The following is a 15,756-nucleotide window of genomic DNA, read 5'->3' on the forward strand; positions in this document are numbered from 1 at the left end:
ACGGTGCGACGGAGGTCGGTATGGGTGAGTGGTTCCGGCAGGTGACCGGGCCGCGGCGGGCGGCGGCGCGGCTGGTGTGTTTCCCGCACGCGGGCGGCACGGCGGCGGCCTTCCGGGGTTGGGGCGCGCATGTCCCGCCGGACGTCGAGGTGCTGGCGGTGCGCTACCCGGGACGTCAGGACCGGATCGCCGAGCCGTGTGTCGACACGATGGAGCCGCTGGTCGCGGCGGTCACCGCGGCGCTGCCGACCGACCTGCCGCTTGTCCTCTTCGGACACAGCATGGGCGCGTCCGTGGCGCACGAGGTCACCAGGGCGCTGCCGGTCCCGCCCGTCCTGCTGGCCGTGTCCGGCCGCCGCCCTCCCCACCTGCTGCGCATCCGCGACGTCCAGGGCGACAGCGCCATCATCGCCGACGTCAAGCGGCTCGGGGAGGCCAACGCGGAGGTGCTCGACCACCCGGAGCTGCGCGACCTCATCCTCCCGGCCATCCGCGCCGACTACCACCTCGTCCGCACGTACGAGCCCGGGCCGCTGCCGCCGGTCGCGGTCCCCATCGTCGCCCACACCGCCGAGGACGACCCGGAAGCCCCGGTGTCCGACATGCGCGGGTGGGCGGAGCTGACCACCGCGGAGTTCGACCTGACGGTGTGGTCGGGCGGGCACTTCTACCTGGCCGCGCATGAGGCGGAGCTGGTGTCGATGCTGTGCGCGCGGCTAGGGGAGCTGGTCTCGGCGGAATAGTGCCGTCCAGAGGAAGTCCTTGCCGAAGTGGGCGGTGTCCTCGCGCATGCGGCGCAGCTCGACCTCGGTCAGCCGCGAGAAGATCCACCGCAGGGACTCCGGGGAGTAGCCGAGCCCGCCCTCCAGCCCACCGCGCAGGTAGAAGTCGGCGTCGGAGAGTGCTGAGCCCTCGTCCTCGGTGAAGCAGGTGAGCCCGAAGTGGCCGCCGGGGGCGAGGACGCGGTCGAGGAGCGCCAGGTAACTGACCCGCCGGTGTGGCGGCAGGTGGTGGAAGCAGCCGGAGTCGTAGACCAGGTCGTAGGGTCCGGTGATGGGCAGCGCGAAGACGTCGCCCTGGTGGTAGGTGATCCGCGCGTCGGCAGCGTGTTCCCGCGCCCACGCGATGGCGGCGGGCGAGAGGTCCACCGCGTCCACGACGTATCCCGCCTCGGCGAGGTACCGGGAGTTGCGGCCTGCCCCGCACCCGATGTCGAGGGCGCGGCCGGGGGCGATCAGGCCACGGTCGAGATAGTCCACGAGGTTCTCGTCGGGCTTGTCCACGAAGAACGGGACGGCACGGTCGCGGTCGGCGTAGAAGGCGTCCCACCACTGGCTGCCCGCCCCTCCGGTCCAGCGATCGGCGTCCACCGGGAACAGCCGATCGAGCAGCCGCAGGACGTCGTCGCCATCGCGGATGTCTCGGTCCATCTCTGGAGCATACCGATTGAGGTTTTCCTCAATGGGAGATTGCGGTAAACCGCAGAAAAGCGGATGGATCTCCTCGTGGTGGGCGGCCTGTCGAGGTCATAGCCTGGTTTTCGTCAGCATTCGCATGTCCTTTGATTTGGGGGAAGCAGTGGCGCAGGAAAACCTCGACGGCCTGGCCGGGTGGGCCGTCGATCTGATGGACACCCTCGGCGGCGCGGGCGCGGCCGTCGTCGTCGGCCTGGACAACCTCTTCCCCCCGATCCCCAGCGAACTGGTCCTGCCGCTGGCGGGCTTCTCCGCCAGCAACGGAACGTTCACGCTGGCCGAGGCCCTGATCTGGACCACGGCGGGTTCGGTGGTCGGCGCGATCCTGGTGTACCTCGCAGGCGCACTCCTGGGCCGCGAACGCACCAGGGCGCTGGTGGCCAAGATCCCCCTGGTGAAGGTAACCGACTTCGACCGAACCGAACGCTGGTTCACCAAACACGGCACGAAGGCGGTCTTCTTCGGCCGGATGATCCCCCTGTTCCGCAGCCTGATCTCGCTACCGGCAGGCGTGGCCCGAATGAGCTTCCCTTTATTCCTAGCCCTTACGGCCCTGGGCAGCCTGATTTGGAACACGATATTCGTGACCGCAGGCTACTTACTCGGCGCCAACTGGCACGTAGTGGACGACTACGCGGGCCTGTTTCAGAAGGTCGTCCTGATCGGGGCGGGCATCGCGATCGCCCTGTTCGTGGTCATCCGCCTCCGCTCCCGCCGCGGGGACCCGGAGGCGACCCAGGTGCTCAGGCCCCTGGACCGCTGACCCACTCCACACCCTTACCCGCCGCCCTTGGTACGCAGCCCGCCCAGCGCAGTGGAAGAACCACGGGCGTAGGAGGCCCCGCCCGGCGGCAGAATCACGGCAGCAACGGCAACGGCACCACCTCCAACTCCACAGGCGCGTTCACCTCGCAGAACGCAGGGAACTCCAATGAAGCGCCATGCACGCGCCGGCCCCGCCGGGTCCCCAGGGCGCCAGAACCAGCGCGGCGGAAGAACCCGCCCCGCGACAGAACCAGCCCAACGACAAACCCCACCCGACGGCGAAACCAGCCCGGCGGCGGAACCAGCCCGGCGGCAAAGCCCGTCGGTGACAATCAGCCCAGCGACAAAACCCGTTCGGTGACAACCAGCCCAACGACAGAACCCGCCGGACGACAAACCCGCCAGCGACAGAACCCGCCTGACGGCAGAGCCAGCTCGGTGACAAGCCCATCCCAGCGGGCGAGCCTGCCCAGCGGGCGAGCCTGCCCAGCGACAGAACCGACCCGACGTCAGAACCCGTCCGGCGACAGTACCCACCCGGCGACAGAAACAGCGGAGGAAGGGACCAACCCAGTGACAGAGCCAGCGCGCCGGGAGAACTGGTGCGGTGGCAGGACCACGGCAGTGACAGGTCTGCCGTGGGGTGAGAACTAGACTGAATGGGTGCCGCTGGTGTCGGGTGAGATGGTTCGGGTGGCGGGGCGTCTGGTGGTGGGGGTGGCGGTCGGTGGGGTGGCGGCGGTCGGTGAGGTGGTGTTCCTGATCCTCGCCCTCCTCGGGATGGCGGTCGGGGGGCGGCCGTGGGTGTACGGGGTGGCGCGGGGGCTGGCGGAGTTCGAGCGGGGGCGGATCCTCCGGTTCTTCGGGCAGGCGTTCACCGGGGAGTTCAGCGGCGAGCGGGCCTTGCGGTACCTCGGGGTGCGGTGGCTGGTGGGCGGGTTGGGGCTCGGGGTGCTGCTGCTGATGCTCTTCGGCGCCGTCAACGCCGTGTTGATGTTGGTGCAGTTGGCCAGGGGCGGGTCCATCATCGAGTTCGACGCGCCGGAGGGGGTGAGTTGGTATGACCCGGTGACGTACGTCCTCTTCGGGGGGCTGCTGGCGTTCGTCACCATTCAGGGGATGTTGGGGGTCGTCGAGTTGGATCGGCGGTTGGCTCGGCACTTCCTCGGGCCGACGGTGCAGGAGCGGCTGCAGCGGCGGGTGTCGGAGTTGACCGTGAGCCGGGCCGAGGTGGTCGAGGCGATCGACGCCGAGCGCAGGCGGATCGAGCGGGATCTGCATGACGGGGTGCAGCAGCGGATCGTGGCGTTGGGGATGTTGCTCGGGCGGGCGCGGCGCACCGATGACTCCGGGCGGGCGGCGGAGTTGGTGCGGCAGGCGCACGACGAGGCCGGGCGGGCGCTGACCGACCTGCGCGGGGTGACCTGGCGGGTGTACCCGATCGCGCTGGACACCGATGGGTTGCGGGTGGCGTTGGAGTCGCTGGCCGAGATGGCGGTGATCCCGGTGCACCTGCGGTACACGCTCACCGAGCGGTACCCCAGCGCCGTCGAGGTGCCCGCCTACTTCGTCGCCTCCGAGGCGGTGACGAACGCGGTGAAGCACTCGGGTGCGAGCCGCATCGACCTGGCGGTGGAGCGGGTCGGGGCCGCCATCGTCGTCCGGGTGACGGACGACGGGGCCGGGGGCGCCGATCCGCGCGGCGGCGGGCTGTCCGGGCTCGCCCGGCGGGTCGCGGCCGTGGATGGCGTGTTCACTGTGGACAGTCCGCCCGCGGGGCCGACCGTGATCACCGCGAGGTTGCCGTGCGCATAGTCGTCGCCGAGGACTCGACGTTGCTGCGGGAAGGGCTGGTGCGGCTGCTGGCCGACGAGGGCCACGACGTGGTCGCCGCCGTCGGGGACGCCGCCGCGCTCCTGGTCGAGGCCGAGCGCCACCGCCCGGACGTCGTCGTCACCGATGTCCGGATGCCGCCCACCCACACCGACGACGGACTGCGCGCCGCCCTGGAGATCCGGCGGCGGTGGCCGGAGACCGCCGTGCTGGTGCTGTCGCAGTACGTGGAGAAGCGCTACGCCGCCGACCTGATCAGCGACGAGACCGGGCGGGTCGGCTACCTGCTCAAGGACCGGGTGATGGACGTCGGCGAGTTCCTGTCCGCGCTCGACCGGGTGCACGCGGGCGGCGCCGCGTTCGACCCGGAGGTGGTGCGCCGCCTCCTCGCCCGCACCAGCCACACCGACCCGCTGTCGCGGCTCACCGACCGGGAGCGGGACGTGCTGGAGAAGATGGCGCAGGGGCACAGCAACACCGGGATCGCCGACGCCATGGCGCTGTCGCGCAGCTCGGTGGAGAAGCACATCAACGCCATCTTCGACAAGCTCGGCCTGGTGCACACCGCCGCGTACAGCCGTCGAGTGCTGGCGATCGTGCGGTACCTGCGGGACTAGCTCTCATCTGATCGGGTGAACGTCCGTCATGCTCTTGACACCCCCCGCGATGGTTCGGGTACAGGAACAGCGCATCGGGGGTGACCGATGGGAACCCGACACCTGGCGTGGATACCGGTGGTTCTGCTCGCCGTGGCCTGCGGCTCGACGGCCGGGGTGGGCAAACCCGAGGACACGAGGCGGGCCGAGCCGACGTCGTTCGGCGCCGTGGACACCGAGGAGCCCACGGAGACCGGGCGCGGCGGCGGGAGCGGCCCCGACGAGCGCACGATCCTGGTCGGCGGGCCGCGGCTCGACGGCCGGACCGACAGCGCCGACTGGCCCGAGTTCTTCACCGACCTCGACGGCGAGTTCCGCCCGCAGTGCAAGGTGTTCCGGATCGGCGAGTCGCCCGCCGAGGTCCCCTCGGTGGCGGTCTCGGTGTCCGTCTCGCTCGGCGGCCCGTTCGCCTTCGCCTCCGACGCCGACTCGTGCGCAGGCGAGTTCGAGGCCGACTGCGCGGGCTACACCTTCCCAGCACAGGCCGACTGGTACCTGAACACCTGCGCGATCCAGGCGGTGCCCACCGGCGCGGGCACGGGCGCGCTGTCGGTCACGTTCACCGCGTCCTGTCCGTCGGCACGCGGGATCCCGTGCGACGACCCGGACGTGGCCGCCGCCGGGCCCTCCGCCGCCGACCCGGTGCCGGTGAGCTGGGGACAGACGATCGAGCTGACCGCGGCGCCCTGCCCGGAGGACGACTATGACTCCCCCAGCCGAACCTGCCGCGAGGGCCCGACGACGGAGCCGACCACGACCGGCCCCGACGAGACGACCACGACGACCGAGGTCACCACGGCTGAGCCCACGGCGACCGGCTGAGGCGGACCCGGAGCAGGCGCTCGGCCGCTGGCAGACCATCGCCGCCGTCGCCACCCCGACGACCCTGGCCTCGGCGCTGCTGTTCTACTTCGGCTACGTGTCCACCCTGGCCCGCTACGAGCACTTCGGCGTCGACCTCGCGGTGCTGGACCTGTCCACGACCGAGGTGCTGATGCTCGGCACCGAGGTGGTGTTCCCGCCGCTGGCCTTCCTGCTCGTGCTCATGCTGCTGGCGCTGGCCGCGCACCAGGCGGTGATCGTGTTGCTGCACCGGGGTAGGCGCACGGTCCCATATGTCATCGCGGTCGCGGCAGGACTGCTGGGCCTGGTGATGTTCGTGCGCGGCATGGTGGGTCTGCTGTGGGTGGAACTGTCCAAACGCGAGTTCCCCGGCCTGACGCCCATCTGCCACGGGCTCGGTCTCCCCTTGGTCGCCTACGGCCTGTGGATCGTGCGCGAGCTGCGCTCCCCCGGTAGGCACACGCGTGGTGTCAACGAGGTGCTGATCCTGGTCGGGCTGGCTGGGATGACGATCATCGGGCTGTTCTGGGCGACCAACGTCTTCGCGGGCGCCTACGGCCGGGGCCGGGCCGCAGAGGCCGCCGCCGAGCTGCACACCCGCCCGATGGTCGTGCTGGACCTGACCCAGCGGCTCTACCTGCCGGAGGACCTCGCCGGGGTCGACCAGTTCGCGCTCCACGACGGCGGCTCGTTCACCGTGCGCTGCCAGGGTCTGCGGCTGCTCACCGAGGCGGGCGGGCGGCTGTTCCTCGTGCCGCCTGACTGGGAGGGCGCGGGCAGGCGGACGATCGTCGTGCCGAACGACGACTCGGTGCGCGTGCAGTTCCTTCCGGACTGAACCTGTCCGCAGTGGTCCCTACGCTCGCCGCATGCTGACCACGCGCGCGCTGAACCGCGCCACCCTGCACCGCCAGTTGCTGCTGGAGCGGTCCGACATCTCGGCGCTGGCCGCGGTGGAGCACCTGGTGGGGATGCAGGCGCAGGAGCCGTTCTCGCCGTACTTCGGCCTGTGGTCGCGGCTGCGCGACTTCAAGGCAGGCGAGCTGGCCGACCTGGTCTCGTCCGGCGCCGTGCTGCGGTCGCACCTCTACCGGGCGACGATCCACCTGGTCAGCGCCGCCGACCACGGCCGCATCCAGCCGCTGGTGCGGTCGATGCTGTTCCGGCGGCTGGCGTCGTCGCCGTTCAAGTCCGCGGTCACCGACCTGGACCCCGCCGAATTGGTCGCGGCCGCCACGGAGGTCCTGGCGGAGAAGCCGCGCACCCGACGGGAGCTGTGCGACCTGCTCGGCGCGCGGTGGCCGTCGCTGGACGCGGAGTCGCTGGGCACGGCGGTCCCGTTCCTGGTCCCGCTCGTCCAGCTCCCGCCGCGCGCGGTGTGGGGCCAGAGCGGGCGGGCGGTGTGGGGGCTCGCGCCGCCGTCCTCGGAGGAGCCGATCGACCTGGTGTCGCGCTACCTCGCCGCGTTCGGGCCCGCGACGGTCGCCGACATCCAGGCGTGGTCGGGCCTGACCCGGCTCCGCGCGGTCGTCCGCGACCTCGACCTGCGCGTCCTGGTGGACGACACGGGCCGCGAACTGCTCGACATCCCCGACGGGCCGCTGCCGGACCCCGACACGCCCGCGCCGGTGCGGTTCCTGCCGGAGTTCGACAACCTGCTGCTGGCCCACCGCGACCGCACCCGCGTGATCTCCGACGAGGACTACCGGCGCGGCATCATCATCGGCGGCAAGCCGACGCTGCTGGTGGACGGCTTCGTCCACGGCATCTGGCGGATCGGCGAGACCGGGCTCGACGTCGAGGTGTTCCGCCCGCTGACCCCGGCGCAGCGCGACGACGTGCTCGCCGAGGGCGCGCGGCTGCTGGAGTTCGCCGAGGCGGACGGACGGGTGAGCATCACCTGAGATTCACTCAGAAGGGGTCGGCGACCACCGCGTTCAGCTCGCCCGCCAAGCCGGTCACGTCGACGACGCGCCAGACGATCGAGTGGTCGGCTATCAGCACCCGCCACCGGGTGTCCTGTCCGCACGCGGTCTCCCTGGCCGAGAGCAGCGCGCTCAGCCCGGCCGCGCCGAAGAAGCTCGCGGACCGCAGGTCGACGCAGAGCGCCGCAGGCCGGGCCCGCAGGGCGTCGGCCAGGGCCTCGACGAGTTCGATGACGGTCAGGGCGTCGACGTCGCCGGTGACCAGGACGCGCGGCTGGTCCGGCGTGCCCAGCACGTCCACGGCGATCGTGCTGGCGACGCATGACCTACTGACGTTTCCCATGAGAGCGTCCCTCACGTCGACGTCCGTGCAGGCCCGCTGTTAGACCTTCCCCCACGGGCCAGTATGGCCCCGCCCTATGGCAGCGGCAACAGGCTCACCCGTCAGGAGACCTCCTCGCCGGTGGCGATGACGTGGTCGGCGATGTCGCGCAGCTTGATGTTGCGGCGCTGCGACGCGGCACGGAGGCGCTCGAACGCGGCCGCCGCGGTGAGCCGGTGCCGCTCCATCAGGATGCCCACGGCCTGGCCGATGAACCGGTGGCTGTCGATCGCCGCGCGCAGGTTCTCCTCGGTGTTCGCCCGGCTGGCCTCGCGGGCCGCGCGGTCGATGCCGGTGGCCAGGACGTCGGCGAGCAGGTGGGCCAGCAGCAGTTCGTCAGCGCCGACCGGCCGGGGCGCCGGGAAGTGGACCCAGACGGTGTGGTCGGCCGCGGTGAGCAGCAGGCCGGGCGGCGGGTCGGTCCGGTCGCCGCCGCGGGCGGCGGTCAGCCCGTCGCGCACCGCCTCGGGCAGCGCCGTCCATCCGGTCGTGCCCTCGCCGGTGATCACGGTGTCGGGCGGCCATTGGCGGGTCGGCGGGATGACGAGCACCGTCCCGCCGAAGACGTCGGCGAAGCCGTGGATGGTGGCCGCGAGCAGTTCGGCCGGGCCGGGCGCGGCGGCGAGCACCGCGGCCAGTTCCGCCGCGGCCGTGCGGCGCTCGCGCAGGCCGCGCTCGCGGGTGATGTCGCGGACGGTGCCCACGACCAGGGTATCGCCGTCGCCCGCCTTGACGGCGCTCCAGGCGAGGGCGACCCACACGGTGTGGCCGTCGCGGTGGCGCAGGGGCAGCTCCACCTGGCCCGCCGGGTCGTCATGGACGACGAGCGCGGCGTCCTCAATCAGCGCCCACTCGGCCGGGTCGGCGTCCGGCCCGGGCAGCCACGGGTACGGCTGGGTGTAGGGCACGCCCTCCGGGCCGTAGCCGGTGATGCGGCCGAACGCCTCGTTGACCTCGATCACCACGCCGGAGCCGGTCGCGATGGCCACGCCGTCGTGCAGGCCGTGCACGATCGCCGCGCGCCACGCCGCGTCGCGGGAGCGGGCGGCGGCGCGGTCGAGGTTGGCCCGCAGCCGGGTGCGCAGGTCCACCGGGGAGAACGGCTTGACCAGGTAGTCGTCCGCGCCCGCGGCGAAGCCCTCCGCGGCGGCCTCCTCCCCGGCACGCGCGGAGAGCAGCACCACCGGCAGGTCGCGCAGGTCCGGGTCGGCGCGGATGGCGGCGAGCAGGCCGAAGCCGTCCAGCCGCGGCATCATCACGTCGGCGAGCACCATGTCCGGCCGCTGCGCGCGCAGCCGGACCAGCGCCTCCGCGCCGTCGGCGACGTCCTCGACGGCGTAGTGCGGTTCGAGCAGGTCGCGCAGGTAGTCGCGCAGGTCGCGGTTGTCCTCGGCGACCAGCAGCCGGGGCCGGTCGGAGAAGCGGTGCTCGTCCTGGCGGTCCAGCGGCGCCGTCCACGACAGCGCCTCCTCCACGTACGGCGTGACGACCTCGGCGTGCCCGCCGGGCCGGGCGCCGGACACGCCCGCGCTCGGCCGCCCGTACGGCACGCGGACGGTGAACGTCGTCCCCTCGCCCACGGTGGACTCGACCTCGACGGTCCCGTCGAGCAGGCGCAGCAGTTCGGCCACCATCGCCAGGCCGATGCCGCTGCCCTCGTGCGTGCGGCCCTCGACGCCGCGCACGCGGTGGAACCGCTCGAACAGCCGGGGCACCTCGTCGGCGGGGATGCCGACCCCGGTGTCGCGCACCCGCAGCTCCGCGGCGTCGCCGACGTCGCGGAGCTCGACGCGGATCTCGCCGTCCAGGGTGTACTTGACCGCGTTGGACAGCAGGTTGAGCACGACCCGGTCCCACATCTCGCGGTCCAGATAGGACAGCCGGGGCAGCCGGGGCGCGTCGACGACCAGGGTGAGCCCGGCCCGCTCGACGGCGGGGGCGAAGACGTGGGCCAGGGCGGTCGTGGCGCGGGCGAGGTCGACCGGGGCGGGCTCGGGGACCAGCCTGCCCGCCTCGATCCTGGCGAAGTCGAGCATCCCGTTGACCAGCTTGCGCAGCCGTCCCGCGCTGCGCGCGATCAGTTCGAGCCTGCTGCGCTGGCGCTCGGGCAGCGGCTCGTCGAGCGCGTCGGCGACCGGGCCGAGGATCAGGGTGAGCGGGGTGCGCAGCTCGTGGCTGATGTTGGAGAAGAACGTGGTCTTGGCAGCGTCGAGCTCGGCGAGGGCCTGCGCGCGGCGCTGCTGGGCGACGTAGGCGCGGGCGCCGCTGATGGCCGTGGCCAGGTGCCCGGCGCTGAGGTCGAGGAACGAGCGGTAGCCGTCGTCGAAGGGTCTGCGGTCGCTCACCCCGAAGACCAGCACGGCGGTGGGCTCGGTCGCCCCCGGCTCGATCACCGGGGCGGCGTAGTACCCGGGCGCGACGGTCCGGCCGTGCCGCCCGACGGCGACGTCGAGGCCGTCGGTGTCGCGCGCCTCGCCCGCCCTGATCCGCTCACCGCCCAGCCTGACCTCGGCGAACGGCACGTCGTCGCGGTTGGCGGTGAGCACGTCCACCGCCCGCGCGCACGCCTGCTCCGGGCTGACGGTGTCCACCAGACCGGCCGCGAGCCTGCCGAGCGTGGCCAGCCGCCGGGCGCCGACCAGCTTCTCGGTGGTCTCGGTGACCGCGCAGAACACCCCGCCGGTCGCGCCCGACTCGTCGACTATGGGGCTGTAGGAGAAGGTGAAGTAGCACTCCTCCAGGAAGCCGTTGCGGTCGAGCAGCAGGAGCTGGTCGTCGGACCAGGTGGCGCCCTCGCCCGCCATGACCCCGCGCAGCATGGGGCCGATGACGTCCCAGATCTCCGGCCAGATCGCCCGGCCGGGCGCGCCGAGCGCGACCGGGTGCTTGGAGGCGCCGAGGATCGGCCGGTAGGCGTCGTTGTAGATCATGACCAGCTCCGGGCCCCACCAGAGCAGGATGGGGAACCGGGAGGTCAAGCAGACGCTGACGGCGGTGCGCAGGCTCTGCGGCCAGTCGTCCATGGGCCCGAGCGGGGTCGCCGCCCAGTCGAACGCGCCGACGAGCGCGCCCATCTCGCCGCCCGCGTCGAGCACACCCGCTGCCCACCCGGCTGCCTTCATGTCCGCATTCTCGACCACGGGGGACCGCGATCGCTCATCAAGCGGGGACCATCCCCCGTCGTGACCACCAGTTTCGGTACGCGGGGATGCGGTCGACCATCGTCCGGTAGGCGTCGACGACAACGCGGCGCAGGATCTGCACCGGGACCGGGCACTGGTCGGTCCAGGCCAGATCGATGCGTCCGCGCACCGGGTCGCCGACCAGCGGGCGGAAGACGACGCCCCGGTTCTCCACCGACAGCGGGTCGGCGATGGCGACGCACTTGCCGGTGCCGACGAACTCGCGCGCGCCGGCGTTGTGGGTGGACTGGTAGCCGATGCGCGGCTCGAACCCCAGCTCGCGGCAGGCGGAGCGGAGCGCGGCCAGCCAGCCGGGGTTGTCGTGCGGGTTGACAATCCACGACTCGCCCGCGAGGTCGGCGAGGTCGATGGCCTCCCGGTCGGCGAGCGGGTGGCGGTCCCACAGGGCGACGAAGGCCGGTTCCAGCGGGACGACCGTCTCCATGCGGAGGTTGTGCACCTCGACGCTCTCGAAGCCGATCACGTCGCTGATGAGCGCGGCGTCCAGGCTGCCCGCGCGCAGCATCGTGACCAGCGCGTCCGGGGCGGTGTCGATGTGGGCCCGGACGGTGTAGCCGCGGTCGGCGGCGAACACCTCCTCCAGCCGGGGCACGATCTCCGACAGCAGCAGGCCGACGTCGCCGAGGACGATCTCCCGCCGCGTCGAGCGGGTGGAGATGACCATCAGGTCGTCCATCTCGCGGAGCACCGCGCGGGCCCTGGCCAGCAGGCCCCGGCCGAACGACGTGGTCACCACGCCCGTGCGGCCGCGCTCGAAGACCTTCTCGCCGATGGCGCGCTCGATGCGCTGCACCTGCGCGGTCAGCGACGGCTGGGCGAGGCCGAGCACGGCAGCGGCCTTGGTGATGCTGCCCTCGTCGGCGACCGTCACCAGCGCCCGGAGGTGCCGCACCTCGAGTTCCACGCGCTCATGCTACGCACGGGGGCAAGGGTTGTTGATCAATTTGCCCACCCTCTCGACGATCGAGATTCTCGATGAGTCCTCAAAGGACCACCAGCGCGTACCCACGCACGGCCGGATGAATCTTCCCGGCCGGGTGATTGAGCCTGACCCGGCCGGGGCACTCATCGCGTGACGGACTACGACAAAGGAGTGGCCGTGACGCAGTTCCAATCCGAGAAAGCCCAGCTCGTCGTGGGTTCGTACGCCAGCTACGCCGAGGCCGAGCGCGCCGTCGACCACCTGTCCGACCAGCGCTTCCCGGTCGAGCACGCGGCCATCGTCGGCCGGGGCCTCAGCACGTTCGAGCAGGTCACCGGCAGGCTGACGCTGTGGAAGTCGGCGGGGCAGTCCGCCATCTCCGGCGCGGTGCTGGGTGCGGTGTTCGGGTGGCTGTTCGGCATGTTCAACTGGATCAACCCGCTGATCTCCGGACTGCTGCTCGCCCTGTACGGCGCCATCCTGGGAGCGATCCTCGGCGGCGTCTTCGGCCTGCTCACGCACGCGATGGGCGGCGGCAACCGCGACTTCTCGTCGGTGTCGGGCATGCGGGCGGACAGTTACGACGTCCTCGTCGACGCGCCTTATGCCGAGCAGGCCGGTCAGCTGCTGGCGGGCATGCGCCGGTAATCCCCTATGGGCTCACCCCATGACGCCGTGGTGATCGGCAGCGGCCCCAACGGGCTGGTCGCGGCGAACGTGCTGGCCGACGCCGGGTGGGACGTCCTGGTCCTGGAGGGCCAGGACACCCCCGGCGGCGCCGTGCGCACCGCGGAGCTCACGGTCCCCGGCTTCCGACACGACCTCTACAGCGCCTTCTACCCCCTCGGCGTCGCCTCGCCCGTCCTCGCCGACCTGCGGCTGGAGGAGCACGGGCTGCGCTGGCGGCACGCGCCCGAGGTGCTCGCGCACGTGTTCCCGGACGACCGGGTGGCGCTGCTGTCGCGGGACGTCGACGTGACCGCCGAGTCGCTGTCGCGCTTCGCCCCGGGCGACGGGGACGCGTGGCGCCGGGAGTACGCGGTGTTCCGGGAGATCCGCGACGACCTGCTGGCCGCGCTGCTGCGCCCGTTCCCCCCGGTCCGAGCGGGGGTCCGGCTGGTCCGCCGGTCCGGCCTCGGCGCCGCGCTGCGGGCGGCCAGGGTGGCGACGCAGCCGGTGCGGCGCTTCGGCGAGGAGCGGTTCGCAGGCGAGGGCGCGCGGGCGCTGCTGGCGGGCAACGCGCTGCACACCGACCTGGGCCCGACGGCGGCGGGCAGCGCGCTGTTCGGGTGGCTGCTCGCCATGCTGGGCCAGGACGTGGGGTTCCCGGTGCCCGAGGGCGGGGCGAGCGCCATCACCGACGCCCTGGTCTCACGACTGCGCGCTCGGGGCGGACGGGTCGAGTGCGGCAGGCCGGTGACCGAGGTGGTCGTGCGCGGCGGGCGCGCGCTCGGGGTCATCGCGGGCGAGCCGGTGCGTGCGAGCAGGGCTGTGCTGGCCGACGTCCCCGCGCCCACCCTGTACCTCGACCTGGTCGGGGCGAACCGGCTGCCCACCCGGCTCCGCGACGACCTGAGCCGGTTCGACTGGGACGACGCGACGATCAAGATCGACTGGGCCCTGTCCGGGCCCATCCCGTGGAAGGCCGGGGATGCGGGCCGGGCTGGCACCGTGCACCTGGGCGTCGACCTCGACGGGTTCATCTCGGTGAACGCGGACCTCGCCCGCGGCCGTGTCCCGGAGCAGCCGTTCCTGCTGCTGGGCCAGATGACCACGGCCGACCCCACCCGCTCCCCCGCGGGCACCGAGTCCGCCTGGCTCTACACCCACGTTCCCCGGGGCGGCGAGTGGACCCGCCCCCGACTCGCCGCGTGGGCGGCGGAGATCGAGGCGATCATCGACCGCCACGCCCCCGGCTTCGCCGACCTCGTCATCGGCCGCGCGGTCGCGGGACCGGCGGACCTGCAGCGCGGCAACCAGTCGCTGGTCGACGGCGCGATCAACGCGGGCACGGCGAGCATCCACCAGCAGTTGGTCTTCCGCCCCACCCCGGGCCTGGGCCGGGCGGACACGGTCATCGACGGGCTGTACCTGGCAGGCGCGTCCGCCCACCCCGGCGGCGGGGTCCACGGCGCAGCGGGCGCCAACGCCGCCCGGGCCGCCCTCGCCGCGAACGGCTGGTACGGCCCGGCCTACCGCGCCCTCATCCACGGCCTGCACCGGGTGTTGGACTAGCGGATTCTCCTGCCATCACCGCCGCGGCTCGGGTCAGGCGGTGCCGGGCTTCGACAGCTTGCCGTGAACCGCGGCCAGGACCCTGTCGGGGAGCAGGCGGCTGCCGAGGGTCTGCAAGCGGTTGATGATGGTGCCGGGGATCACGCTGCTGCGGCCCTTCATCAGCGCCTCGAAGCCCTCGTGGGCGACGGTGGTCGCCGAGCCCTTGAGGGAGGTCGCGCCGAGCTTGGTGTCCAGCATGCCCGCGCGCTCGAAGAACCGGGTCTCGGTGAGGCCGGGCATCAGGGTGGTGATCGTGACGCCGGTGCCTTTCAGCTCTTGGCGCACGCCTTGGGCGAAGGAGCGCAGGAACGCCTTGGAGGCGTTGTAGACCGCCTGGTACGGGCCGGGCATGGCCGAGGCGATGGAGGAGGTGATCATGACCCGGCCGCTCTTGCGGTCGACCATGCCGGGGAGGACGCGTTTGGCCAGGTGCACGGCGGAACGGATGTTGAGGTCGACCGTGGCGAGCTGGTCCTCCAGGGTCGTCTCGTGCACGAACGCGCCGCCGACGCCGGTGCCCGCGTTGATGGCCACGGCGTCCGGGATGCCGACCTGGTCGATCAGCTCCTCCACCGCGGCCGGGTCGGTCAGGTCGAGTTGCAGCGGCCGCGCCTTGGGGCCGATCTCGGCCGCCGCGGTGTGGATGGCCGCCTCCTCGGCGACCATCACGACGTCGAAGCCGTGCTCGGCGAACTCCCGGGAGAGTTCGAGGCCGATCCCGGAGGACGCGCCGGTCACCATGGCCAGGGGCATTGGTTCTCCTCAGTCGGTCTTGCGGGCGGCCAGGGCGCACAGCCGCTCGAGCGATTCCTTGTTCCTGGGCACGAGCATGAGATCCTGCGCCCGCTCCGGCAGCGCGGCGGCGGGCCCGCTGCGCGCGTTCTCGGTCATCACGACGCGGGTGCCCGTGGCCGTGGGAAACAACTCCAGCCGCACGGTGGCCGCGCCGACCGGCCACAACCGCGCGTCCAGCTCCACCATCTCCCCGGGCCGGACCGCGCGAACCCGGGTGACGTCGTTGATGACCAGCGGCCAGAGACCCACGCTGTGGTGGATACCCGACCCCTCCGCGGGCCACGTCGAGTCCACCCGCCGGATGTGGGAGGCCCCCACAACCCAGCTCGCGTAGGTCCAGCCATCGGCCAACACGGCCCAGACGCGGTCGATGGGCACCGGAATTTCCTTGCTCACAGCCGCCATGGCGGCGGGGTACCCCGCACGGGCCCGCATACACCCGCCAGGCCGAGGCGGGTGCCGAAGTGGTGCCGCAAGGTCAGTCCGGGCTGGGGCGTGGACGTAGCCCCGGCGTAGACGTGGCGAGGCGGATCACGTCTAGGGCGGTGGGCAAGACGCGGGGTCGAGGCTGGTGAGGTGTGGCTGGCGGGGATCGCGGCCAGCAGGGGGACGTGGTCGGCAGGGACCGCGGCTGGCAAGGGACGCGGCCGGCAGAGAACGCGGCCAGCAGAGATCGCAGC

15 protein-coding genes are annotated in these 15,756 nt (G+C 72.4%); 9 read left to right on the forward strand and 6 right to left on the reverse strand.

Annotated elements, in window-relative coordinates:
- Window positions 1-20 precede the first annotated feature (20 nt).
- Window positions 21-743: a thioesterase II family protein gene (locus Actkin_RS22095; protein WP_258904117.1), complete on the forward strand. Its 723-nt coding sequence runs from the start codon at window positions 21-23 to the stop codon at window positions 741-743.
- Here Actkin_RS22095 and Actkin_RS22100 read toward each other — a convergent pair.
- Window positions 717-1,430, reverse strand: a complete 714-nt coding sequence (locus Actkin_RS22100; protein WP_258904118.1) for a class I SAM-dependent methyltransferase — start codon at window positions 1,428-1,430, stop codon at window positions 717-719. The two genes, Actkin_RS22095 and Actkin_RS22100, sit on opposite strands and share 27 nt — an antisense overlap.
- 124 nt (window positions 1,431-1,554) lie before the next feature.
- On the opposite strand from Actkin_RS22100, the gene Actkin_RS22105 reads away from it, so the two are divergent.
- From Actkin_RS22105 to Actkin_RS22130, 6 genes are all read left to right on the forward strand, one after another.
- Window positions 1,555-2,238: a DedA family protein gene (locus Actkin_RS22105; protein ID WP_258904119.1), complete on the forward strand. Its 684-nt coding sequence runs from the start codon at window positions 1,555-1,557 to the stop codon at window positions 2,236-2,238.
- A gap of 665 nt (window positions 2,239-2,903) precedes the next feature.
- Window positions 2,904-4,055: a sensor histidine kinase gene (locus tag Actkin_RS22110; RefSeq protein WP_258904120.1), complete on the forward strand. Its 1,152-nt coding sequence runs from the start codon at window positions 2,904-2,906 to the stop codon at window positions 4,053-4,055.
- Entirely contained in the window at window positions 4,046-4,690 is a 645-nt protein-coding gene (locus tag Actkin_RS22115) for a response regulator transcription factor (RefSeq protein WP_189211321.1), read from the forward strand. The genes Actkin_RS22110 and Actkin_RS22115 overlap by 10 nt, the downstream gene beginning before the upstream one ends.
- Before the next feature lie 87 nt (window positions 4,691-4,777).
- The gene (locus tag Actkin_RS22120; RefSeq protein ID WP_258904121.1) at window positions 4,778-5,551 is read left to right on the forward strand and encodes a hypothetical protein; all 774 of its coding nucleotides are present in this window, start codon (window positions 4,778-4,780) and stop codon (window positions 5,549-5,551) included.
- Between the two features lie 97 nt (window positions 5,552-5,648).
- Complete coding sequence (locus Actkin_RS22125) at window positions 5,649-6,410, forward strand: hypothetical protein (protein WP_258904122.1); 762 nt, start codon at window positions 5,649-5,651, stop codon at window positions 6,408-6,410.
- A gap of 31 nt (window positions 6,411-6,441) precedes the next feature.
- Entirely contained in the window at window positions 6,442-7,476 is a 1,035-nt protein-coding gene (locus Actkin_RS22130; RefSeq protein WP_258904123.1) for a winged helix DNA-binding domain-containing protein, read from the forward strand.
- Window positions 7,477-7,483: 7 nt separating this feature from the next.
- Here the strand turns inward: Actkin_RS22130 and Actkin_RS22135 are convergent, their stop codons facing one another.
- The 3 genes from Actkin_RS22135 to Actkin_RS22145 all read right to left on the reverse strand — a co-directional run bounded on the left by Actkin_RS22135 (window position 7,484) and on the right by Actkin_RS22145 (window position 11,986).
- Window positions 7,484-7,840: an STAS domain-containing protein gene (locus Actkin_RS22135; protein ID WP_189211324.1), complete on the reverse strand. Its 357-nt coding sequence runs from the start codon at window positions 7,838-7,840 to the stop codon at window positions 7,484-7,486.
- A 101-nt stretch (window positions 7,841-7,941) separates the two neighbouring features.
- The gene (locus tag Actkin_RS22140; protein ID WP_258904124.1) at window positions 7,942-11,001 is read right to left on the reverse strand and encodes an ATP-binding protein; all 3,060 of its coding nucleotides are present in this window, start codon (window positions 10,999-11,001) and stop codon (window positions 7,942-7,944) included.
- A gap of 37 nt (window positions 11,002-11,038) precedes the next feature.
- The gene (locus Actkin_RS22145; protein WP_189211326.1) at window positions 11,039-11,986 is read right to left on the reverse strand and encodes a LysR family transcriptional regulator; all 948 of its coding nucleotides are present in this window, start codon (window positions 11,984-11,986) and stop codon (window positions 11,039-11,041) included.
- 195 nt (window positions 11,987-12,181) lie between these two features.
- Between Actkin_RS22145 and Actkin_RS22150 the strand changes: the two genes are divergently transcribed.
- Together Actkin_RS22150 and Actkin_RS22155 are read left to right on the forward strand one after the other, a co-directional pair.
- Window positions 12,182-12,652 carry a YflT domain-containing protein gene (locus tag Actkin_RS22150; RefSeq protein ID WP_189211327.1) on the forward strand — a complete coding sequence of 157 codons (471 nt, stop codon included), beginning with the start codon at window positions 12,182-12,184 and terminating at the stop codon, window positions 12,650-12,652.
- A gap of 6 nt (window positions 12,653-12,658) precedes the next feature.
- Window positions 12,659-14,239, forward strand: a complete 1,581-nt coding sequence (locus tag Actkin_RS22155; protein WP_258904125.1) for a phytoene desaturase family protein — start codon at window positions 12,659-12,661, stop codon at window positions 14,237-14,239.
- A gap of 33 nt (window positions 14,240-14,272) precedes the next feature.
- Here the strand turns inward: Actkin_RS22155 and Actkin_RS22160 are convergent, their stop codons facing one another.
- Window positions 14,273-15,034: an SDR family NAD(P)-dependent oxidoreductase gene (locus Actkin_RS22160; RefSeq protein WP_229786971.1), complete on the reverse strand. Its 762-nt coding sequence runs from the start codon at window positions 15,032-15,034 to the stop codon at window positions 14,273-14,275.
- Between the two features lie 9 nt (window positions 15,035-15,043).
- On the reverse strand, window positions 15,044-15,511 hold the full coding sequence (locus tag Actkin_RS22165; RefSeq protein WP_308425892.1) for an SRPBCC family protein: 468 nt from the start codon (window positions 15,509-15,511) through the stop codon (window positions 15,044-15,046).
- Between the last annotated feature and the right edge of the window lie 245 nt (window positions 15,512-15,756).

It is taken from the genome of Actinokineospora sp. UTMC 2448 (assembly GCF_024760565.1).
Classification (GTDB): domain Bacteria; phylum Actinomycetota; class Actinomycetes; order Mycobacteriales; family Pseudonocardiaceae; genus Actinokineospora; species Actinokineospora fastidiosa.